Annotated in this window: 16 protein-coding genes; 10 read left to right on the forward strand and 6 right to left on the reverse strand. The window is 38.7% G+C overall.

All coding sequences use genetic code 11. The features are described 5' to 3' along the window. Positions 1–104: 104 nt before the first annotated feature. Both mtnA and VB711_RS22350 read left to right on the forward strand, forming a co-directional pair. A complete protein-coding gene (gene mtnA / locus VB711_RS22345) occupies positions 105–1,136 on the forward strand; it encodes an S-methyl-5-thioribose-1-phosphate isomerase (RefSeq protein WP_323288537.1) in 1,032 nt (343 codons plus the stop codon). Between the two features lie 122 nt (positions 1,137–1,258). Further along, positions 1,259–2,071 (forward strand): hypothetical protein, encoded by an 813-nt coding sequence (locus tag VB711_RS22350; protein WP_323288520.1) that lies wholly within the window; start codon positions 1,259–1,261, stop codon positions 2,069–2,071. A 572-nt stretch (positions 2,072–2,643) separates the two neighbouring features. On the opposite strand, the gene VB711_RS22355 is transcribed toward VB711_RS22350, so the two are convergent. From VB711_RS22355 to VB711_RS22365, 3 genes are all read right to left on the reverse strand, one after another. Continuing rightward, positions 2,644–3,744, reverse strand: coding sequence for an ABC transporter ATP-binding protein (locus VB711_RS22355; protein ID WP_323288522.1), 1,101 nt, complete (start codon positions 3,742–3,744; stop codon positions 2,644–2,646). Between the two features lie 345 nt (positions 3,745–4,089). After that, positions 4,090–7,548, reverse strand: a complete 3,459-nt coding sequence (locus VB711_RS22360; protein WP_323288524.1) for a class I SAM-dependent DNA methyltransferase — start codon at positions 7,546–7,548, stop codon at positions 4,090–4,092. Positions 7,549–7,895: 347 nt separating this feature from the next. Next, the gene (locus VB711_RS22365; protein ID WP_323288526.1) at positions 7,896–10,652 is read right to left on the reverse strand and encodes an efflux RND transporter permease subunit; all 2,757 of its coding nucleotides are present in this window, start codon (positions 10,650–10,652) and stop codon (positions 7,896–7,898) included. Positions 10,653–10,877: 225 nt separating this feature from the next. Between VB711_RS22365 and VB711_RS22370 the strand changes: the two genes are divergently transcribed. Next, on the forward strand, positions 10,878–11,546 hold the full coding sequence (locus tag VB711_RS22370; RefSeq protein WP_323288527.1) for a phosphorylase: 669 nt from the start codon (positions 10,878–10,880) through the stop codon (positions 11,544–11,546). Between the two features lie 49 nt (positions 11,547–11,595). Here the strand turns inward: VB711_RS22370 and VB711_RS22375 are convergent, their stop codons facing one another. Beyond that, positions 11,596–12,012 carry a hypothetical protein gene (locus tag VB711_RS22375; protein WP_323288528.1) on the reverse strand — a complete coding sequence of 139 codons (417 nt, stop codon included), beginning with the start codon at positions 12,010–12,012 and terminating at the stop codon, positions 11,596–11,598. A gap of 124 nt (positions 12,013–12,136) precedes the next feature. Here VB711_RS22375 and mnmA point away from each other — a divergent pair, with 124 nt between their 5' ends. Further along, complete coding sequence (gene mnmA / locus VB711_RS22380; RefSeq protein ID WP_323288529.1) at positions 12,137–13,189, forward strand: tRNA 2-thiouridine(34) synthase MnmA; 1,053 nt, start codon at positions 12,137–12,139, stop codon at positions 13,187–13,189. Positions 13,190–13,378: 189 nt separating this feature from the next. Then, a complete protein-coding gene (locus VB711_RS22385) occupies positions 13,379–13,981 on the forward strand; it encodes a Uma2 family endonuclease (protein WP_323288530.1) in 603 nt (200 codons plus the stop codon). Positions 13,982–14,318: 337 nt separating this feature from the next. Here VB711_RS22385 and crtO read toward each other — a convergent pair whose 3' ends face one another. Then, positions 14,319–16,013: a beta-carotene ketolase CrtO gene (gene crtO, locus VB711_RS22390; protein WP_323288538.1), complete on the reverse strand. Its 1,695-nt coding sequence runs from the start codon at positions 16,011–16,013 to the stop codon at positions 14,319–14,321. Between the two features lie 455 nt (positions 16,014–16,468). Continuing rightward, positions 16,469–18,040: a photosystem II high light acclimation radical SAM protein gene (locus VB711_RS22395; RefSeq protein WP_323288539.1), complete on the reverse strand. Its 1,572-nt coding sequence runs from the start codon at positions 18,038–18,040 to the stop codon at positions 16,469–16,471. Between the two features lie 326 nt (positions 18,041–18,366). Between VB711_RS22395 and VB711_RS22400 the strand changes: the two genes are divergently transcribed. The 5 genes from VB711_RS22400 (at position 18,367) to VB711_RS22420 (ending at position 24,418) form a co-directional block, all read left to right on the forward strand. Further along, positions 18,367–18,765 (forward strand): DUF1830 domain-containing protein, encoded by a 399-nt coding sequence (locus VB711_RS22400; RefSeq protein WP_323288531.1) that lies wholly within the window; start codon positions 18,367–18,369, stop codon positions 18,763–18,765. A 154-nt stretch (positions 18,766–18,919) separates the two neighbouring features. After that, entirely contained in the window at positions 18,920–22,306 is a 3,387-nt protein-coding gene (locus tag VB711_RS22405) for a diguanylate cyclase domain-containing protein (RefSeq protein WP_323288532.1), read from the forward strand. Between the two features lie 15 nt (positions 22,307–22,321). Beyond that, positions 22,322–22,780: a DUF4079 domain-containing protein gene (locus VB711_RS22410; RefSeq protein WP_323288534.1), complete on the forward strand. Its 459-nt coding sequence runs from the start codon at positions 22,322–22,324 to the stop codon at positions 22,778–22,780. Between the two features lie 128 nt (positions 22,781–22,908). Further along, a complete protein-coding gene (locus VB711_RS22415; protein WP_323288535.1) occupies positions 22,909–23,457 on the forward strand; it encodes a hypothetical protein in 549 nt (182 codons plus the stop codon). A gap of 160 nt (positions 23,458–23,617) precedes the next feature. After that, a complete protein-coding gene (locus VB711_RS22420) occupies positions 23,618–24,418 on the forward strand; it encodes an ABC transporter ATP-binding protein (protein ID WP_323288536.1) in 801 nt (266 codons plus the stop codon). Positions 24,419–24,477: the final 59 nt, after the last annotated feature.

The following is a 24,477-nucleotide window of genomic DNA, read 5'->3' on the forward strand; positions in this document are numbered from 1 at the left end:
TCGTTCCGCACCATGGAAACATCGTTCCTAAACTAATCACCCATCACCCATCACCCATTACCCATTACCCATTACCCATTACCTATCACCCATCACCCATTACTATGCTCTATCCCGTTATTTGGCACGATAACTCAGTCAGACTCATTGATCAAACCCGCTTACCAAATGAGTATGTTGTGGTGGAAATTCATCGCAGCGAAGACATGGCCGAAGCGATTAAAACGATGATTGTCCGTGGTGCGCCAGCGATTGGTGTCGCCGCAGCCTATGGAATGTACTTAGGCGCGAGAGAAATTGAAACTAGCGATCGCCATGAATTTTTGCTAGGTTTAGAACAAGTCGCCCAACTGTTGCGTTCTACCCGTCCCACCGCCGTTAATTTGTTTTGGGCAATTGGTAGAATGATGCAAACAGCCTATGAAACCCTGGGCAATGTAGAAGAAATCAAACAAACTCTCCTAGAAACAGCCGTAGCAATTAATAAAGAAGACTTGCAAACCTGTCAAGCGATCGGCGATCATGGTTTAGCAGCTTTACCCAAAAATCCCGAAAAATTGACCATCCTCACCCACTGTAACGCCGGCGCATTAGCAACTGCCGGTTATGGTACAGCTTTGGGTGTAGTGCGTTCCGCTTGGCGCGAAAATCGCTTGTGGCGCGTATTTGCCGATGAAACCCGTCCCCGCTTACAAGGTGCAAAACTCACCGCTTGGGAATGTGTACAAGAAGGGATTCCGGTGACAGTGATTACTGATAACATGGCCGCCCATTGCATGAAACAAGGTTTAATTGATGCTGTGGTAGTAGGTGCTGACAGAATCGCTGCCAATGGTGACACCGCTAATAAAATTGGTACTTACAGTTTAGCGATCGTTGCTCAAAAACATCATATCCCCTTCTTTGTTGCTGCACCCCTATCTACCGTTGATTTCCAGTTAGCTGATGGTAATAAAATTCCCATTGAAGAACGTCACCCAGTCGAAATTTACCAAATTGGTGATACTGTTATCACCCCATCAGAAGTAGAATTTTATAACCCAGCTTTTGATGTCACCCCAGCAGAATTAATCACCGCTATTATTACAGAAAATGGTGCTTTTGCTCCTAGCGATTTGCTCAAATCTGCTCGATAAAATTTACACTCTTGATATTGCTGTTTTATTCACAAATGTAGAGACGTTCCATGGAACGTCTCTACAGAGATTAAGAATTTAAAACCTAATAGTGTACAGTATAATTATTTTTCAGGAGCATCATGAAAACATTAATTCCAACAATTTCGTTAATAATTGGTTGTATCTCCCTTATCAGTTGTGGTAATTCACAAACCAATTCTGTTGAACAACCCCAAGCTGAAAATTCCTTAAATACTGGGACAGGTACTCAAATTCAATATGACACTGCAACAAATGATCAACCACAAAATTCGCCAACACAAGTTCCTTCTCAGCAAATTGCAGCCAATATTCCTAATAAACAGCCCCAAGTTGGAATAGTCAAAGAATTAGTAAATGGTGATCTGTTGTGTTACGCTACTTTAGTAGATGAAAATGGAACTAAATATAATGTAGGGTCAAGTTTTGAAATCTGTGCAGCAGCAACAAAATATTTAAATAAAAAAGTACGTGCTACTTATCAAATAGAATCAGTTAGTGATTGTCAAAGTAATGAACCCTGTGGTAAAACTCGCAAAGAATCTATCATCACTAAAATGGAGGTTTTAGAAACAGAACCATCAACAAAATCTCCAGATAGCAATACACAAACTTTAAGTAATGGTGAATGGACAATTACCATTGGTAATAGTAATTCTTGGTCAGGTGTTAATGGTACAGGAGATTTAACTTATCAAGGATGCGATAAAACAGGCAAATGTATTAATTTAACTGGTGGTAAAATTAGTTGTCGAGATGGTAAATGTGTAACAGGTTGGATTAATGGCGATTATGCTTATACTTTAGAGCAAACTATAACAGAAGAAGGTAATGCTCCTACAACTCTTGTAGTTAGAAAAAACGCTCAAGAAATACTCAAAGCTACAGGATTTAAACTTGTACCAGCTAATTAAGTCCTATTCCATACTAAACTTATAAAGAAGGCAGAAAGAAAGAAATTATGAGTTACGCATTGACAAAATCTATTACATAAGGATCATGGATTTTATCTATTGTAGGGTGCGTCAGACCCGATAATTTAGCAAACAATAGATTTTTTCTATCTGACGCACCGCACTAATTTAGATGAAGTCAGGTGCGTCAGAATATTGAAATTACTGATTTTAGCCTAAATTATTCTGTCTGACGCACCCTACAGACTACTACAGACTATAAAATAAAGCCTAAAACTAGGCAATTTCGTTTATACATATCATCTGTGTTTTGTACAGTGCGTAACTCCTAGAAATGTGAATTAAAACTTTAGTTCTGGGTCTAAAGTCCAGTTTAAAAGAGGAATTGTATCTCACCCATACCAGCCTAAAATACCATGACAACTAACCCAAACCGATTAAACCTTAAACCCCTGTAGAGACGTTCCATGGAACGTCTCTACAATCTTTACCGGAGATGTCTATTGGAATTGATCCTTGATCTGCGTTAATTTGCGTTAATCTGCGTTTAATTCCTCTCCCATCAACATAATTCAAAATATCGGGAACATCCTTTCTCCTGTACTCGGATTAAACACACACAACTGGTTCATATCTAACTGCAAATTTAAATTATCGCCTGGATGCGATCGCACAATTCCGGCTACTTGCACATTCAGAAGACCCAAAGAATCGAATAAACCAACACGAATCAAGGTTTCTCTTCCCAAAGGTTCTATTAGTTTCACTTCTACTAAAAGTTTTGATTGCTGTAAATTGACTTCTGAATTACTAATTTTGATATGTTCTGGCCGAATCCCCAAATTTACACGTTGTCCTGAAGATAAACGCAAACGTTGACGCAAATCCTTGGGAATTGCTAATAATTGTCCACCAATATCAAAATTATCACCCCGATAAATAGCCGATAAAATATTCATTGGAGGATTACCCAAAAAGGTAGCCACCATCTGATTAGCAGGAAGGGTATAAACACTTTGGGGTTCACCAATTTGTTGAATTTTACCCTGATTTAGCACGACAATTTGATCAGCTAAAGTCATCGCTTCAACTTGATCATGGGTAACGTAAATAGTCGTAATTCCTAATTGTTGATGTAACTGTTTTAATTCTGCCCTAGTATCATCTCGCAACTGGGCATCTAAATTAGACAATGGTTCATCAAGTAAAAATAATTGGGGTTGACGTGCGATCGCTCTCCCTAATGCTACCCTTTGTTGTTGTCCTCCAGACAGTTGTTTGGGTTTACGATCTAATAGATGTTCTAATGATAGCGATCGCGCTACGGTTTTTACCCGTTCTTGAATCATCTTTGGGTTGACTTTCCGCATCTCCATCCCAAAAGCGATATTTTGAGCCACGGTCATGTGCGGATATAGGGCATAATTTTGAAATACCATGGCCACATCTCGCTGTCTGGCCGGGATATCATTCATTAAGCGATCGCCAATAAACAGTTTACCAGATGTAATTGTTTCTAAACCAGCGATCGTTCGCAAAATCGTAGACTTACCACAACCGGATGGACCCACAAGCACCCAAAACTCCCCATCAGGAATCTCAAAGCTAATGTCCTCAATTGCTGTAACATTATTAAATTTGCGTTTTAGGTGTTCTAAAATGACTTTTGCCATTGTAATAGTGAATTTATTTTGGTTCTACGGTAGTTGTTATGCTAAATGGTCGGTAAGAGGGAACAGGAGAAAGAGACAATATTTTGGAATAATGTTAGAAATTTTGCCTCATTTCTTATACAGATTAATGTTTCTGGGATTTTTTTGCCTAGAGTTTGCATATCTAGGTACTGAAGAACCTCTATTGTTTATAATTTTAATTTAATTAAAACTGATTTTTTAGACTATGTAAACTCTATCATACCTTAGTCCTTTTCTCTCCGTGTCTCAGAGGGTGTTTGAAATTTTTTCCTGTGGGATGTGATACCCCCAGATCCCCATATAAATCCTGATTCAGAGATTTTGCTATATTTCTACATATTGCCAACGTTTAGTTTCTCCTGTTTCTCGACAGATTAAAATACCAAACCATTCTAATCTTTCTAGGTTTTCAAGAATTGCATTTTTATATCTTCCACCATTTTTAAATTGTGCCGCAATTTGTGCGACTGTCCACTCGCTGGTATTGGTGCGTAGTAAATCGCGGATTGCTGCAAGTTGGTCTTTTGGTTGTGTAGGAAAGGTTTTTTGTTCTGCTGGAGTTATGACGGTTTCTTCTGTTTCCATTACTTCAGTTAAAACTTGTTGGGTAACTTCATTTGGTGCTTGATATTCGGGACGCAACCAGCGAATTATACCATTACGTTCTTCTTCGGCACGTTCAGCATTAAGGGCTACTAATCGTTCTAAAATTATTTCTTCAATTTCTGCTTTTGTTTTGCTATCATCTTTTAAATCTTGCCATTCATAAGCATCAAAAACGGCGTTATCTAATTCATCATGAATTTGTTTGAGGGTGGAAACTAGGGCTTTATTGTTATATGTTTTATCTGCTTCGGTAAATGTTTCACCTTTGCGAAGTTTTTCTAGCAGGTTATACATTCCGGTAATTGTGATTTCGGGATGTTGTGTTTGGACTCGTTTGCGGTGGGAGTCTAATCTTTCTCCTAATTCACGGATTTTCTGTTTTTGTTCTGGTGTAGGATTTGGGAAAGGAAAAGGATCGAAAACAATTGATGGTTTCCAACGTCGTCTATCTTCTAAAGTAGGACCAACCTCAAATACCCAAGTTTGATGAATAGAAGATTCTAAAACACCTAATATCCAAGCATCATCTGAAACAACTGAATAAAGTTGAACATCAGGAATAACTGAAGCATTAACAAAGGTAAATGGTTTAAATTTAGAAGTATCTGGAGTTACAATAAATCTATTTATACCTTCAATTGCTTTACGTAGTTTGGGGGCATTTTCTCCAAAAAGCCACCAATTTACTTTTCTTGATTCTCTATTATTTTGATCACGGATTGGTTTGACTTTTTCTAATAATCTCTGGTAGAGATATGGATATTTTGAAGATGATTCACTTGCACTTAAACCAAAAAAATCTATAACCCACTTCGGTTGATATTTTTGAACTACATCACGTCCAATCATGTAAGGTTTGACAACAGATGGTAATTTATTAATATCTAAACCTAAATCATCTAATTCAGTTTCATTAATCCGAAATCCTGTCCCTAAAGGTATGACACCCTGAAATGACATTTTCTCATTTGATTTTAGAGCTTTCATTGCTGTAATGTTTGCTCCAATTGTTAAATCAGGATGAATTAAACCACGAACAGTATCAAATTCAATGATTGAAATTCCGTCTTCTTTTATCTCTTCAGTTTTTGTTTTTAATAAGTTTCCTTGAAATTCAATTTCTGGAACACCAACTGTCATCGCAATACGTACCGCAGCACCATCTTTTTCATCTATCCAAGGATGATCAGGAATTGCAAAAAATAAAGAAATCTTTTGATTTGAAAGATAATTATTTAAAATTTCTCGATTAAATGATTGAGTAATACTGTTTGTGGTAATAAATCCAAAACTTTTAACTTTTTTATGACTGATTAAATTTGCGGCTTTTTCCCACCAATACATAACAAAATCAACCGTATCAGGTACATTTGTGTATGTATTTCTTAAAGTTTCTACATATCCATCTTCTAAAACTTCTCTCATCCTTTTATTACCAATAAACGGAGGATTAGAAACAATATAATCTGCATCTGGCCATATAGCAGGACGAGGATTAATATAGCGATAAATAGGAATTTGATCACTCGGATCTGGAACATCTTCACCCGTCACAGGATGCTTGATCATTGTTCCACCCCAACGAGTTTTTACCTTGCCAGTTTTAGGATCAATATCTAACTCCCTTCCGTCATAATCTAACACCGCATCACGAAATTCAATATTATGAAAATCTTGTAAAATAGGTTCTGGTGGTGGTGTACTTCCATAACGTTTAAAATGCCATTGCAAATAACCAATCCAAATTACTAATTCTGCAATAGCCGCTGCTCTAGGATTAATTTCAATCCCTAAAAATTGCGACGGATTTACCTGTTTCCTTCCTGCTAAACGTGGGTCAAATTCTTCTAATAAATTCGTTGTTACCTTACCCAAAACATCCAGCAAGCGCATTTGTACTTCCTGTTCCAATGTTTTCAGCAAATCTAACGTCACATACAAAAAGTTACCCGAACCACAAGCCGGATCAAGAATGCGAATTTGTTGTAATTTATCTAAAAATGCCCGAATTTCACCCTCAGCTTTTTCTATTTGTCCTTTTGTCGATTTTTTCTGTTTTTCTTTAAGAGTTAAAAACCGATCCACTTCCGATTCAACTAATAACCATTCTTCCCGTAAAGGTTCAATCACCACAGGACGCACCAAACGCTCAACATAAGATCGGGGTGTGTAATGCGCTCCTAAACTTTTGCGTTCTTTACTATCTAAAGCTCGTTCTAATAATGTTCCAAAAATCGCCGGTTCTACTTCAGTCCAATCTTTATTTGCAGCTTCATATAAAACCTCTAATTGTTCTTTGGGTAAATCAAAAGCTGTCGCATCAGCAAAAAAGCTGCCATTAAATTGGGGAATTTCATCAAAGTTAAATTCTCCCCCAATATTCATTATTTTCCAAAGTTTCTCAATCTGGGGTTTAAACGTCTTGGGTTCAACAAGCCAACGTTCTTTTAATGCTTTAGTAAAAACATCTCCTTTCAATAATTTTACATCTTCTGCAAACATCGTAAAAATGCAGCGCATGAGGAAATTAGCGACTTCTTGAGGTTGGTTTCCTTGATCTTCTAACCACCGCGCTAATTTAGCTAAAGTATCAGCAACTTCTCTAGTTACCCGCGCTCGATATTTTTCCGGGTTGAGACTTTGAGGATCATTAAATATAGCAACAAACCGATTAAATACTTTTTCATCTAAAAGCTGATCAAGATCAATTTTTTCCCGCGCACCATAACCGCCATAATTACCACTAAAACTTACCCAAAATTCAAAATGTGAACCAATATCACAGGTAATTAAAAAAGGAGGTTTACTTGGTAAAAAAGGCGTATAACTTTGAGCTTGATAAAAAGCCTTTTCCATCGCTATATCGTAGGTTTTAGTCCCGCGTTTAGCTGTACCGCGTTTGTTTGCATTTCCCCCTTGTTTGGCTTCAATTAAAAAATGTCCTTCTTTGTAGAAATCAGCAAAATTGGTGGTTACTCCATCTTTGTTAAATATTTTGATGTCTTTATCAAAACAATAGGGGTCATTGGGTACACTTCCTTTTGGTAATGGACGATCTACAGCTAAAGCATCACAAAGTTCTAAAAAGAAACCCTGATAATTTGCTCGTTCATTACCTTGAGAACCTTTCCATTTATCTAGAAATATTTGTATTCGTTGACTATCTTCAGTTTTCATGGTTGAATATTAATTATTTAATACTTTGCGATATTTTTTAACCGCTTGAGTTTGATTAATTTCGGTGATAAAACTAGCTAATAACGTAAGTTGCTTTTTTACATTAATTAAGGTGCGTCAGATTTTTAATATTGTTGATTTTAGTTTAAATTATTCTGTCTGACGCACCCTACAGATTATTTATTGCTTTACGATATTTTCTAACTGCTTGAGTTTGATTAAGCCGTGATTCGTAGGTTGGGTTAAGGCACGCAACCCAACAAATGCGTTGGATTTCCTTAAATGCGTTGGGTTTCCTTACGTCAACCCAACCTACGCTGACTCCTGGCTTCTGGTGTATTTACAATTTATGTTCTGATATGTTTCCGGGGAAACCAATCATCTAAAATGGCGTAAACCACTGGTACAACTACCAAACTCAGGATAGTAGAACTGACCAGACCGCCAGCGATCGCTATGGCCATGGGCGATCGCAATTCAAACCCAGCACCTAAACCCAAAGCAATGGGAAACATCCCTAAAATAGTGGAAGCGCTGGTCATCATAATCGGTCTAAATCGAATTGGAGCAGCTTCTAAAATGGCTTCTGTTTGACTTAATCCAGATTGTCTTAATTGGTTAATCCCATCAACAATTAAAATGGCGTTTTTATTGGCAATACCTAATAAGAACACAAAGCCAATTAAGGAAATCATCCCAAAATCACTTTTACTCATCAGCAGTGCTAACAACGCTCCCACCAAGGCAAAAGGTAAAGAAATACCAATCACAATCGGGTCTACCCAGCCTCTAAACAGCCAAATTAAAATCCCAATAATACAGAAAGATGATAAACCTAAAGTACGAGCAAAACTGCCAAATATTTCCCCTTGAATAGCCGAATCTGCACCCAAATCTAAAGAAACACCAGCAGGTATCACAGCTTTAGCTTCAGCTACTACTTGATCTGTTGCATTTCCCAAGGTTATATCTTTACCCAAATTGGCATTAACATAGGCTACTCGCTGATTACTTAACCGTTCAATTTCCAAAATTGCACCTTTTTGGTTAGATTCACCAGTTACAGTGACATCAGCCAATCCTGGGATTTTTTCAATTCGGGTTTTAATATCCTTAGCAGCTTTGTATAAAGCCTGTAAATCATCCCCCCGCAAAGATATTTGTAAAGGTTTTTGACCACCAGTGTCAACGAATTGAATATCTTCTACACTTGTAGTTACCCCTGGCAGATTAGGCAAAGAAGCGCGGAATTGATCTTGCAAATCTGCGGTTTTTATTGTTCGGTCTGATTTGAGTTTGACATAAAGTGTGCCTTTGTTTGGTTCACCAGAACGAGAACCCACAGTAGTAAATACAGTTTCCACCTCTGGAGACTTTCTCACAACTTCTTCCAGTTTTTTAGCAACACCCAAAGAATCATTTAAAGGATTGGGAATGGGAGTTGTTAATGAAGAAGCTAATCCAGCAACACCAGCAGAGGAAAAATTATTTTGTCCGAGCGCTTGGGTATTTACTTGTCCCGGTTGTCTTCCTTGTTTTGCTTGTTGTGCTAGTTTTGCTAAGTCCTCTGGTGAAAGATCAGGAAGAGTAGGTAAGGGAGCCGTATAAACTATATTAAATTCTCCCCGGTCAAGTTTAGGAATAAAGCCTTTGGGAATTAAGGGTATGAGGGCCATCCCACCAACAAAACTGAGGATAGCTAAACTGACAACTAAATTACGGTGTTTTAAAGACCATGCCAATAAGTTACAGTATGCTTTGTCAATCGACTCTCCCCACTGGTTAAGTTTGCTAACTTTGCGTTGAGAAACCGGCTGTGTAGGGGATTTAAGCCAGTAAATACAAAGCACTGGGGATAAAGTCCGCGCTACGAGTAAAGAGATCAGCATAGCCGCAGAAACTGTAATACCGAAGGGTTTGAAGAATTGACCGACTACCCCTCCCATTAAGCCAATCGGTAAAAAGACTCCTACGGCTGTAAAGGTGGCAGCAGTGACGGGTACACCAACTTCACTGGTGGAAGCGATGGCTGCTTCTCTGGTATTTTCGCCCTTTTCAACGTGCCGGACGATGTTTTCGACATCAACGATCGCATCATCAACAATACTACCAATAACCAAAGCTAAAGCTAGTAGGGTAATGGTTTCTAAGTTAAAGCCAAATATCGCCATAACGATAAATGTGCCTAACAAAGAAATGGGAATGGCCAAGGCTGAAATAACTGTAGCTTGCCAATTCCATAAAAAAGGGAAAATCACCACGACTGCTAAAATTATCGCCTCTATCAGGGCTTCTATGGTGGAATCAGTGGCGTTTCGGATGTACTCTGCTTGAGTAGCAGCTAGGGTAATGGTGACATCTTGGAGGGTAGAACGGAGATTTTGGACTTCTGTTTCTACCCGACTCACGACTTCTAGGGTGTTAGCGTCACCGGTTTTAATTACTTGTAAAGCTAGGGAATCTTTACCATTAAATCTGATTAAAGTCCCTGCTGGGGGTAGTCCAGTGGTGGCGGTTGGGGGTGGGGCAAAGTTACCATCACCTAAGAGAGAGACTTTCAGGACTCCTGATATTTTAGCGATCGCTGGGACTATTTTATCTTGAGTGAGCGATCGCAGTTCTTGTAAATTCCTAGACGGGCTTTCAATGGCGTAACTAACCACTGATGACTCGTTTAAATTCAAAGGTATGATTTTATAGGTTGCTCCTTGGGGTAAGGTTAACTGTTTTAAGGCTGTTTCGGTTTCCTTGGTAGCCTTTTCTAAATTTGTCCCCACCACAAAGGACAGGCTAACGGCTGTTTGTCCAGGATAGGTAGATGAGCGAATTTTCTCTAATCCTTTGAGGTTATTGAGGTTTTCTTCCAGTAGTTTGGTGATTTTTGTCTCTGTGTCTAGGGCTGTTGTCAATGGTGCTTGGGCATTTACTACCACTACCGGAAAGGTAATATCTGGAAATAAGGCGTATTTGAGGGAACTGAAGGCTAATATACCCGCTACGACTACACCTATCCAAAAACACACTGTTAGCCAGGAAAATTCAATGGCTAATTTGGAAATATTGAATAAGTTACGGGCAGATGTTGAGTTTTTTGGTTTTACCATTGGGCAAAATATATAAATAGGACTTGCTAGAAAAGTCTTTTGGTTAGGGCTAGGAGTCAGGAGTCAGGAGTCAGGAGGAAGAATAGTCCTGAATCTGGTCAAGTGATGTTCTATCTGGAAGAATACGGATTATAATAAACCGCAAAGACGCAAAGAACGCGAAGAAAGAAGAAAGAAGTTATTGACAGTAGGGGCGTATTGCGATACTCCCCTGCCCCCTGCCCTATGTCTTTTTCAACAGGTATAATTTTAGTACCCCAAGGTGCAGAATACCAAGCTGTATGTCGGGGATTAAATCAAGTCGGTACTCGGCCAACAGTGATTCCTATTCCTGTTGGTGTTGAACCGTTACGCCAATATTTACAACAATCTCCTCCTCCCAGCACTAGAGTTTTGTTGATGGGTCTGTGCGGGAGTTTAAGTCCCAACTATACCGTTGGTGATCTAGTTTTATATCAGAGTTGTGGTTATCAGGGAAATTTGCAAAGCTGTAATTCTGCTTTCACTAGCGAACTTCATTCCCTATTTGCAGATAACGTGTCTTTTGTCAAGAGTTTAACTAGCGATCGCCTAATTTGGTCAGCCGCAGAAAAACGGGATTTAGGGGCAAAATCTGGCGCTGATGTGGTAGATATGGAAGGCTTCGCTTTTTTAGAATATTTTAATTCCCTCACCCCAACGGTAGAAGTAGCCATTTTGCGCGTTGTCAGCGATGATTGTCATCATGATATCCCCAATTTGTCATCAGCTATCAGTCCAGATGGTGCATTGCAACCCTTACCCCTAGCCTGGGGGTTAATTCGTCAACCCCTAGCAGCAACTCGCTTAATTCGAGGTTCCTTGAGGGGATTGCAGGCCTTAAAAAAAGCAACCAATCAAATTACTCAAATATGAAAAACTCCTCCCACTCTCTGCGTCTCTGCGTGAGACAATAAACTATAATTCAAAATACAGATACACGACCATCATTAAGAATATAAACAGAGCGATCGCCTGGGTAAATATTACCAGGTTTAATTTCTACACGCAATGTACCAAAATTGGGTTTAGAAACGGCAGCTTTTAACGACGTTCCCCCATGATTCCAAAACACCATAGAGAAATTTGACTTTGTTCCACCTGCCTGATGAAATTTAAATTGCTGTCCTGGTTCTAGGGAAATTTGCCTCATTTCTGGAAACTGCTCTAAATTAACCAGGCTAGAAGTACGATTCACAATTTCCACACGGATATATTGACCAGGTTTAAATTGCAGTGGTTTTGCTCCACAATTAGAAGCACAAGTCCCAGCTTGAGAATAATTAGCTGGTGCTAACAACAAAGCTGTAGCTATAAAAGTCGCCTGTATTAACTTAGACATTGTAATCAGGATCTACACACTTGCAGATAGATTAGCAAACTTTGTCAACAAATATCCAACTTCCCAGACTTAAAAATCCGTGTGCTACAATTGTTCAGTCTAGGAACTTTCCTGTTCTGCTCGTATGAAAAAAGTTGTCGTTGGTCTTTCTGGTGGCGTTGACAGTTCGGTAGCTGCTGCTATCTTACATCATCAGGGCTATGAAGTAATTGGTTTAACCCTTTGGCTAATGAAAGGCAAGGGGCAATGTTGTTCTGAAGGCATGATCGACGCGGCTAATATTTGCGAACAGTTGGGGATTCCCCATGAAATTGTTGATATTCGGGATGTCTTCCAAACCAATATTGTTGATTATTTAGTCTCTGGTTACAGTATGGGAATTACACCGTTGCCATGTTCCCAATGCAATAAAACGGTGAAGTTTGGTCCAATGGTAGAGTATGCGCGGGAAAAATTGGGAAGTAATGCGATCGCTACTGGTCATTATGCCCGAATTTCCTACGATGACACCACCGGACGTTATCAATTATTACGCGCAGTTGACCGCAACAAAGACCAATCCTATTTCCTTTATGATTTGTCTCAGGATTTACTTGGGGCTTCGATCTTTCCCCTGGGTGAATTAAACAAAACCGATACTCGAAGAATTGCAGCCGAATACAATTTAACAACTGCCGATAAACCAGAAAGTCAAGATTTATGTTTGGTAGAAAGTAACGGTTCGATGCGGGCATTTTTAGATAAATATTTAGCCCCCAAACCGGGTGATATCGTTGATTCTACAGGTAAAGTTTTGGGACAACATGAGGGAGTCCATCACTACACCATTGGACAGCGTAAAGGCTTAGGCATCGCTGCAGCTGAACCTTTGTATGTGATTGAATTAGATGCAGCAAATAATAGAGTAATTGTGGGCGATCGCACCAAAGGAACAGAATCAGAATGTACAGTAAATAGAGTAAATTGGGTTTCTATTGCCCAACCTCAGACCCCCATTCGTGCAGAAGTGCAAATTCGTTATCGTTCTGCACCTGTACCCGTGACAGTGATTCCTTTAGAAAATTCCCGTATTCGTTTAGTTTTCGATGAACCCCAATTCAGCATTACTCCTGGACAAGCTGCGGTTTGGTATGACGGGGATAAAGTATTGGGTGGGGGAATTATCGAGCAGTTTTAGAGCTTACGCAGGAATTACGGAATATCCTTCGCGTAGGGTGGGCAATGCCCACCAACATCCGCATATTCAGTAAAAATACTGAAAACGAACCACAGAGGCACAGAGTTCACAGAGAAATGAGTTTTGAGAGATATTCTGCGTAAGTCCTGAAAGTTCCACAGATTTGCCTAAGCGTGAGGAAAAATCATCATGGTACAATCACTTATAAAATTGATCACAGTTAATGAATTTATTACTCAATACGGTGATCATGATAATTATGAACTTATTGATGGGGAATTAATGGAAATGGAACCAACAGGACCCCATGAACAAGTATCATCTTTAATTGGGCGAAAACTGAATGTAGAAATCGATCATCAGGACTTACCATATTTTATTCCCCATCGTTGTTTAATTAAATTATTGGGAACAGACACAGCCTTTCGTCCCGACGTGATTGTGTTAGACCAAACACAACTAATTAATGAACCATTATGGCAAAAAGAACCTGTAATTACATCAGGAAAATCCATTAAACTAATTGCAGAAGTCGTGAGTACAAATTGGCAAAACGACTACGCCCGCAAAGTTGAAGATTATGCCCTATTAGGTATACCAGAATATTGGATTGTAGATTATTTGGGCATTGGTGGGAGAGAATATATTGGTAAACCAAAACAGCCAACTATCACAATTTGTACCTTAGTCGGTGATGAATATCAAAAGCGATTATTTCAAAATAATGATCAACTCGTTTCCTCAATCTTTCCCAACTTAAAATTAACAGCAAAACAAGTCTTTATAGTGTAATTATTAAACGAAAAGTTCAGAATTACGGTGTGTTCAGGCTATTTAGTGCATCTTGTCACCGATATTAGACTTCTTGCAAAAGTCGTGATTTCCAAATTTTTCATTGCGCCTCTGCGCCTCTGCGTCTCTGCGTGAGCTTTTCAAGAATATTCTTGGCGACACCAAAGTATTTATGCAAGAGGTCTATTATTTTTTGTCTTAAATTACCTGCTAAATTTAGGTTGTGTGTAGGGTGCATCAGACAGAAGAATTTTGGCTAAAATCACTAATTCTCAAATTCTGACCCACCTTACTCAACTAAAAAAGCAACTTACATTATCTATCCCAGTGTCAATACCTAACTAATGCCAAATACTGACCCTACAGTAGATTTAAGCGAATTTCCTGCATCCTTTAAAGTCTGACTAAGGGGGTGCTTGGTTTGCAAAAATACCCTGGCACAATTGCGTCCCGGCATTCCTGAAATTGAACCACCTGGATGTGTACCTGCACCTGTTAAAAATAGATTGTCAATGGGGGTTTTATAATTGGCTAATTCTGGCAAAGGTCGGAAAAAGATCATTTGATCCATAGTCATATCAATATGATAATAATTCCCCTTGTATGCACCTAATCTTTCTCCCAATTCAGCCGGACTTTCTACTCTTCTAGCAATAGTAGCTGCTTTAACATTGGGCGAATAAGTTGCCAATTTATCAATTACCCTATCTGCAACTTTATTTTTCAAATCATCAGTCCAACCGGTTCCTTTTAAACCCGTTCCCTCTGCACCGGCAATTTGATAGGGGGCAAAAAATTCAATCCATAAAGTATGCTTTCCTGGTGGTGCTAAACTAGGATCAAGGGCGCTAGGCATCACCACATACATTGATGGGTCAGCATCGGGAATTTCTCCTAATGTACATTTATTATGAGCCTGTTCTACATGAATCATTGAATCGGCAATTAAGATCGACCCAATCAAATATTCATCTTTGTGGGCGTGGTAAGGAAAATGTAGAGGTTCATCTAAGGCTAAATCTATCTTCAAGATAGTTTCATTGTTGTTGATGATGCGACGTTCTAATCTTTCCCATAAATCAGGATCAACTGCATCAATTTCATTTTTATCGGTCATTTGTAAAAACAAACGCTGGGCATCAATATTAGAAATTACCCCATATTTAGCCCCATATTCTTTACCACCAGCAACTCTCACACCGACAGCTTTACCATTATCAATTAGAATTTTTTCAACGTGCTGGTCAGTGAGAATTACTCCACCTTTGCTAGTAACCAACTTCACCAATGCTTGCACCAATGCCCCCGTCCCACCACGAGGTCTAGCCATACCAGGATTGTGACGCATTGCCATCATCATCACACCAATTGCCAGGTTTTTTTGAGATGGTGGCGCACCGAGTTCTGATGCTAATCTAGAAAGTGGCGCTTTCAAAAATTCTTCATCAAACCATTCGTTGAGAATGTCTTCGGCGCTGTTGAGCATGGTGCGAACAAAATCAAAGCTTTTGCCTGGAGAACCTATTACCGAAAATAAATCTTTAACTTTCTGAGCGTTATAGTTACCAAAAATATCTATAATGGATTTTGGTGGGGCATTAAACATGGGAATCATGGCATTAATCGCCCGTTGCCAGTAGTCTGTAAACTCGGCGTATTTTTTGGCATCACGTTCATTATAACGGGCAATTTCCGCACAAGTTTTTTCTAAAGATTTATGCGCTAAAAAATACTTCCCGTCAGGATGGGGACAAAAAACAACTGGGTCACATTCTAGATATTCTAAGCCGTATTTTGTCAGTTCTAATTCTTCAACAACTGGGCCTAAGTGAATAAATTCATGGTCAATGGCACACAGGTTAAATTTAAATCCTGGTGCTTGTTCTGGTATACATTCTTCGGTTGTAGCCGCGCCACCGGGAACGGAACGCTTTTCTAATAGCAGAACGCTATAGCCAGCCTTGAGCAAATAAGCAGCACAAACTAAACCGTTATGTCCTGCACCGATAATCACAACATCATATTTTTCCATAATCTTTATTCTAAGATGAATTGGCTTTTTGAGTCTACCAAAATTTGTATAAATTGGCATTGCTGATTTTGAAGATGAAAATGATCTTGCATACATTCAAAATCCTGATAGAGAAGTTACATGAAATGTTTCTGCACTCAAGAATCATAGGCCGATTCAGCAACACCTATAAATTTACATTATTTTTTCTTGACAAATAACCTAATTAGGGATCAATACTTGTCGGTTAAGCTAAAAATATTAAATCAGGTAGGTTGGTTTGACGTTCTTTTGTTGGGTTGTGCTGTCGCTTAACCGATAAATATTGCATTGATAATATTCTCTGACTAGCTAATCTAATATATATTCTGAATACTGAGAAGAGTATCTATAGTTAGATATATCTAATGTGGAGGATTTTAGTAGGGTGGGCATTGCCCAGCAACACCCACATATATGCTCAAAACTCAATTTGATTATACACTTGCCAATTGTTTGTCTTTATTCTCGATTGGTGAAGAAAGTGCTGCTTCCAACTCGGCACAACCTAACTTTTGTTCGAGAATGTTCATCACTTCCCTACCGAAATCATTGGGGTTTTGTTGCCAAGCTTGCAAGCATACTTCCCCGAAAAATGAACCCAAAGGCTCAGGATTCCACAGGAGTTTTTTCGCTGTCCAAGGCATCAAACTCATTGGATCATACCCTGGTTTGAGGATACCTTCTTTAAAGGCATACTCTTCTAAATGGGTATGGGGTTGTAGTCCGATGAAGAAAATGGCAGGTTCAACTTTATCTGCACCAAAAATCCTTTCTAGTTCGCGGTGGTAAGCGATGGTTTGACGAATGGTTTCTGGACGTTCATCAATTACATTAAAGGAGTAGTTGACAGAAACTAAGTCATCAAAACCTGCTGCTTTTAAATCACGACAGTTTTGTAAAACAGTCCGCAGGTTATACCCCATCCGCATTTTTCGCACCAGTTCTTGAGAACCGCTAGTAATGCCGATTTCAAAATAGTTCATTCCGGTTTTCGCCATCAACTCACACAATTCTGGTGTCAAGTTGTCTGCTCTAATGTATGCTGCCCAGTGGATATCTGTCATGCCAGAATCGACAATTTTCTGTAGGAGTTCTATGGCATCGTCAATAAATTTTCTGGCAGGTATAAATTGAGCATCTGTAAACCAGAAGTTACGAATACCCCGATTATATAGTTGTCGCATTTCTGCCACCACTTCATCGGCAGGATTAATTCTTACCTGCTTACCTTCTACTACGGTATAAACACAATAACAGCAGTTATGGGGGCAACCACGTTTTGTTTGTACACCAATATAAAAGTCTTGTTCTTGCAGGTAATAGTTAAATTCTGGCCAGATGGTTTCGATGTAGTCGTAATTACAAGCAGTTTTTTCTAGGGCTGTGGGTTGTTCGTGGATCAGGCGTTTTCGTGGTTGATTTTCTCCGACGACATAGCAACGTTCGTCTCTAAATTCTGTGCCACTGAGGAGTTTTGTTAGTAGAGTTTCTCCTTCACCGACGGAAATAATTGTCTGTTTAGGTAAACTTTTGCCTAATTGTTCATAAAAAACGCTGACTGCACCACCACCGACAACTACCCTGGCTTGGGAGTTATATTTTTGGGCGCGATTTAACCCGCGTTTGATTAATCCCAAATTACGCCATAATTCGACATAATAGGCGATGAAGATGCGTAAACCACCTAATCCTCCCCTGAGTTTCAACAGAGGATTTTTTGCATAGTAAAATTCAAAGGCGTTTTGTAGGGGATTACCTCCACGGCCACCTACGGGGGCATATATTTGAATATCTCGCCAAGAAAAGACTAAGAGTGTGGGTTTAAATTCATCCACACAACGGTCTAGGGCGGAGGCATAATCTAAAGGTGGTACTGTCCCCAAGTCAAAAATGCGCTGTTGGATGTGGGGAAATAGTTTATGGACGTGATCACTGAGATAAACAACCCCAATGGGAAAGATGGGGTTACAGGGAAGGCGGACATAGAGAATTTTATTGTCGCTCATAGGTGTTATTTGGGTGAAGGGTTTTCTTGACATTTGAGCCAATTTTTGGTTGATAAGGTTATCCTTGGCGATGGATAGATAGGTTTGACAAATAAAAATTTCATATATCTTTACCATAACACTGTTCCCCGTTCCCCGTTCCCCGTTCCCTGTTCCCTGTTCCCTGTTCCCTGTTCCCCGTTCCCTATTCCCTGTTCCCTTTCCCCTTTGATATAAATGATGCAGAAAATTCCAGTTGGTAGTCGGAGTTACAGCAATTGGGGATCATCGGATGCTAGTTTGGATTGTGTAATGTAAAGTTGTGGCGTACAAGCTCCTCAGCAGTTATGGCTCAAATATTAGATCCTCTACCACCGGAGCATTCGGGGAAGTTTCTCTGCTGCTACGTTAATGCCACGAATAAGATACAGGTGGCTCGCATTTCCAATATTCCTAACTGGTATTTTGAAAGGGTAGTTTTTCCTGGACAAAGGCTAGTTTTTGAAGCCCCAAAAGAAGCTCAAATGGAGATTCACACGGGGATGATGGCCAGTGCTATTTTATCAGATACGATCCCATGCGATCGCCTGGCACTGACCGAACCTAGTCATGATGATGAATCTGATACAAAATCATCTACAGAAATAAACCCCATAAATACCAAGGCAGTAGCCACATCAGTAATTAATACCAAAATAGGAGATAGTAGAAAACCCTTACAATTTTTAAGATTGGCATCTTGTTGATTAAGAAAACAAATTTGTTTAATTTTGAGGTTGCTGAATCCAGTAACCTTTTTTATTTAGTAAATCTGATCCAGTTTAAAAAAGACATTGTAATCAAACATTTGTACAACTTCTAGTAAAGTGGTTTAAAATTGGATGACTTTACAGTTATGAAATGAACTATTCCCCCCTCTACTGGTTTGTTAAAATAGTTGCCAAAGTGCCGCTAAGAACTCTGCTGATTGTGCCGTTTGTGTTGCAAACTGTGGGAGTGGCGACACTGGTGGGTTATTTTTCTTACCGTAGCGGACAAAGGGCTATAGAGAAGGTAGCAGATCAATTAATGACAGAGGTGAGCGATCGCGTTGAGCAACATTTAGATAGTTATTTGGGGAAAGCTCAGGAAATTAACCGCATAAATTTAGATGCTTTTGAGTCAGGAATTTTAGACTTGAATGATTTTAACTCTTTAGGAAAATATTTTTATCGTCAGGTGCGATCGCTCAATTTTGCCTATGTTAACTTTGGTAGCAAAAAAGGAGGATTTATTGGCGCTGGTTATGGGCTGGGTAATCAATTGCGAATTGCAGAAATTCCCCTATCTGACCTTAGCAAAATCCGCGCCTACTCAGCAGATAACCAAGGCGATCGGCTCAAGTTAATCTATACCATTAAAAACCCACAAACAAATCAAGCTGCTTGGTACTCAGATGCAGTTAAAGCAGGTAAACCGATCTGGAGTTCCATTTACACCTGGGGAGATTTACCTGATTACATCAGTATTTCTGCCAGCGCTCCTGTTTATGATCAGCAGAAAAATTTGTTAGGTGTACTTGGTATTGATCTCAAACTTTCACAAATCAGTCAATTTCTGAAAACACTACATCATGGGAGATCGGGTAAGATATTCATCATTGAGCAATCAGGATTAATTGTTGCCAGTTCCGGGGATGAATCTCCAGCACCTATCATCAATGGTAAAGCTACACGACTGCAAGCTTTGAATAGCAGTGAACCTATAATTCGTCAAGTAACCCAGGATTTAATACAACGGTTTGGCAGTTTACAAGCAATTTCTAAACCCCAACTTTTCCATTTGTCTTTATCACAAAAACCCTTTGTCAGAGTTACACCCTATAGGGACAATTACGGTTTAAATTGGCTCGTAATAACAGTAATTCCCCAATCAGAATTTACATCAGAAATTGATGATAATATCTACAGAACCTTTTTGATTTGTTGTTTGGGGCTGGTAATTTCCATTGGGACTGGTAGCTTTTCTGCATACTGGATAGCTAAACCAATTTTGCGATTGAGTCGAGCTAGTCAAGCGATGACTAAAGGAGAATGGCAAGAGTCTTTATCTGAAGATATAGCCATAGCAGAACTAAAAGTTTTAGCCACATCTTTTAACCAGATGTCTACTCAAATAAAAAAATCCTTTCAGGAATCGGAAAGCAAATTTTTAACTATTTTTAATACCACTCCTGACCCTGTTTGGATTGCCACCTTAAACGCAGGAAGATTGTTGAATGTTAATCAAAGTTTTTGCCAGTTTTGGGGAGATAGCCAAGAAAATATCATTGGGAAAACTTGCATAGAATTGGGGCTTTGGGAAAATTTAGAGGATTTACACTACTTCAAAAAAACTCTAAACCATGAAGGAATTATCCTCAATTTTAAAGCAGAAATTCGCATTTATTCAAGGCAAATTAAGACTGTTTTAATATCAGCCAAAGTAGAATATTTGGACGAACAGAATTGCGTTATTGGCGTGATGAGAGATGTTAGCAACATTTATGAAGAACTTAGGTTACGCAAACAAATAGAAGTTCAACTACGGGAGAGTCAACACTTTATTGAACAAATTACACAGCTAACACCAAACTTACTTTATATTTACGACCATATTGCCCAGAAAAATATTTATATGAATCGTTCAGTCGGAGAACTTTTGGGATATTCTGCTGCACAAATTCAGGAAATGGGGGCAAATTTGTTTGCTATTATCTGCCATCCCGATGATCTACATCTCGTTTATGAAACCATGGAACGGCTTTATAATTTGCAAGATTGTGAGTTCGTTGAAATAGAATATCGTGTTAAGGATGCTCAAGGACAATGGCGTTGGCTTTATAGTCGAGATAGGGTATTCTCTAGAAATGCGGATGGTAGTGTAAGACAAAATTTAGGAACATCTCAAGATGTCACTGATCGTAAACAGGCAGAATTAGAACTCAGAAAAAGTCGAGATCTAAGAGAAGCTATCTATAACGAATCTACTGATGCAATTTTTTTAGTTGATGTTCCCAATCCCTTAATTATTGATTGCAATAACCGGGCTGTAGAAATGTTTGAAGTTACTAGCAAAGAAGAACTAATTGGAACTGAGGGGCAGAAATTACAAAAGCGGCAATTTACTGATGATGAAATAACTACGATTATTGATGATATAGATAAATTAGGTTTTTGGAGTCAAGAAATAGAATATTTGACTAAAACAGGTAGAAATTTTTGGGGTAATTTAGCAGTTAAACGTATTAATATAGCAGGTAAGATTGTTGATTTGGTGCGAGTTACAGATATTAGTGAACGCAAAGAAGCAGAATTAGCTTTAATTAAAAGTAAAAAGCAGCTTCAGAAGATTTCAGCATCTTCACCAGGAGTAATTTATATTACGGTCAGAAGGTTAGACGGTTCGTGGTATTATGAATACATAACTCGTGCATTTGAGGATATTCATGAAATTACTGTTGCTGAGGCACTTGAAAATCCTAACCTGTGCTTTGAGCAGTTTCATCCTGATGATTGTGCTGGTTATGAAGAAGCTATAAATTACAGCATAAAAACTATGTCTCTTTTTAATTATGAATGGCGTATTATTACTCCTTCAGGAAAAATTAAGTGGATAAAAGCTAGGTCTAGTCCAGAACAGAGGGAAAATGGAGAAGTTGCATTTTATGGCGTTGTTTTAGATACGACCGAACGTAAACAAGTAGAAGAACATTTGCAACAAGCAGAATATAACCTCAGATTAGCAAATCAAGAGTTAGAAAAGCTAGTAAATACTGATGGGTTAACTAAAATTGCTAATCGACGCTGTTTTGATCATCATTTAAAGCAAGAATGGAATCGACTCTATCGAGAACAGAAAAATTTATCTTTACTATTATTTGATGTTGATTATTTTAAAAACTATAATGATTTTTACGGACATCAATTAGGGGATGAATGCCTGATTAAAATTGCTCAGGCTGTGGAACAAATGGTATGTCGTTCAACAGATTTGTTGGCTCGTTATGGTGGCGAAGAATTTGTAGTTATTTTGCCTGATACTGATATTGAAGGGGCGATCGCTGTTGGCGATCGCATTCACCTGGCGGTTAAAAAATTAGCCATTCCTCACCAAGCCTCTAAAGTCAGTGATATAATCACCATTAGTCTTGGCCTTGCTGTCCTGCTTCCCTCTTCTGAGACATCACCAGCAGACCTGATTAATCAAGCAGATCAGGCACTCTATCGTGCTAAACAACAGGGACGTAATCAATCTGTAATTTTTTAATTTATTTGTGTTTTTATGCACCTACCTTCTTTTTTATGGTTATGGAAAATAGCCGCTTGGTCTATGGGTTTCTCGTTGCTGGCTTATTTTTTGTTAGCATTGACGGGTATTTGGATGTTTCGAGTCCGAACCACAGGGCGATCGCCTTTGGGTGTTTTATTACCAGCAGTCAATAACAAAGTCCGGGATCTCCACTATCTAATCGGCATAATTATGGTTAGTTTAGTTCTGTTACTTCTGGCTATTGGTATTGTTGGAACTTTGGGACACTTTGGTTCTTTGGGACATTCACCACATTTATTTGCTGGATTATTAGTAGTAGGGTTAGTTGCACTATCCGTTTTTAGCGCTACCCAAATTAGTCCGAGTAAAACCTGGGCTAAACCATTACATATCAGCACAAATATTTTGCTATTTATTGGTTTTGCTTGGGTGTCTCTAACGGGTTGGACTGTTGTACAAAAATATTTATAATAATGAAAAACGAACCACAGAGGCACAGAGTTCACAGAGAAATGAGGTTTTGAAATATATTTTGTGTAAGTTTTGTATTAACATGAGATCCTGAGTATTTACATCAAAATCTACAATTATTACTAGCTATGACAGCAAATTCAATTTCTATTTTTTGTTTATCTCCGTTAATTAGAATTACTCTATTGAGTCTATATTTAGCGTTGACAATTCCCTTACCTTTTTTAGCTAAAGTAACCAATGCACCCACACCACCAACATTATTATCAGCAGGAATTATCATCGGTTTTGTGGGATTGTATGCAGTGTTAACGGAAAGGGTAATAGTAGATGATCAAGGAATTAAGGTATGTTACCCTGTTTGGGTTCCCGGCTTTTTTCGTAAAGGTTGGAATTTGTCTTGGTCAGATATTAAAGAATTAAAACCCCGCACCACTGGTCAAGGTGGGTTAGTTTATTATTTTCTCAGTCAAGATGGAAAAGGTTATTTATTACCAATGCGTGTAGCTGGATTTGCCCGTTTAGTGAATATTGTACAAACTAAAACAGGCATTGATACTAAAGATGTACGTCCTTTAGCTCAACCTTGGATGTACATGATTTTATTTGCTTTTACTTTACTATTATTATTAGTAGATGCTTGGACTATCAATACAGCAGTAATTGGTAATTGGTAATTGGTAATTGGTAATTGGTAATTGGTAATTGGTAATTGGTAATTGGATAATCTGCAAATCCGTGTCATCTGTGTAATCCGTTAAATCCGTGTTCGTAATTGGATAATCTTCAAATCTGTGTAATCTGTGTAATCTGTTAAACCTCTGTTCGTAATTGGTAATGTTCCCCAACCCCTCATCTACTTTGAATAATCTCACACCCAGACCCATATTAAAAATTGAGCAAGTTAATCTGTCAGCAAGGCTAAAAAGTCAACATTCCAGCAATTTGCCAGGATACTCTATTTTACAGGATATTTCCTTTGAATTATTTGCTGGCGATCGCCTAATCATCATCGGAACTACTGGTGCTGGTAAAACTTCACTTTTACGTCTCCTCAATAGACTAACTGAACCAACTAGCGGCAAAATATATCTAGAAAATCAGGAATATCGTCAAATTCCAGTGATTCAATTACGTCAACAAGTGACATTAGTACAGCAAGAATCTAAGTTATTGGGGATGACCGTTCAGGAAGCCTTAGCATATCCTCTAGTTTTGCGTGGTTTATCTAAACAGATAATTCAGCAAAAAATCAGTGATTTGCAAGAAAAACTGCACATTCCTGATCAATGGTTATCAAAAACTGAACTACAACTTTCAGCAGGACAAAGACAATTAATAGCGATCGCGCGAGCCTTAATTACCCAACCTAAAGTCATACTATTAGATGAACCTACCTCTGCGTTAGATGCTGGTACATCAGCCAATTTAATTCAAACCCTGATTCAGCTAACTCAAACCCAGTCAACCTCAATATTGATGGTCAATCATCAACTAGAACTAGCACAAGCCTTCTGCACCCGACTAATACATCTCCACCAAGGTCAATTGTTAACAAATCAACCAGCTTCAGAGATAGACTGGGAAAATTTAAAAGCTACTTTAATCAAAGCCCAAGCAGACGAAGAATGGATTTAGAAGAATGTGGGTTATTAAATTCTGTTAGAATATTAGCTATTAGCGATCGCACAAGCTAC

The organism is Cronbergia sp. UHCC 0137, assembly GCF_034932285.1.
GTDB lineage: Bacteria > Cyanobacteriota > Cyanobacteriia > Cyanobacteriales > Nostocaceae > Cronbergia.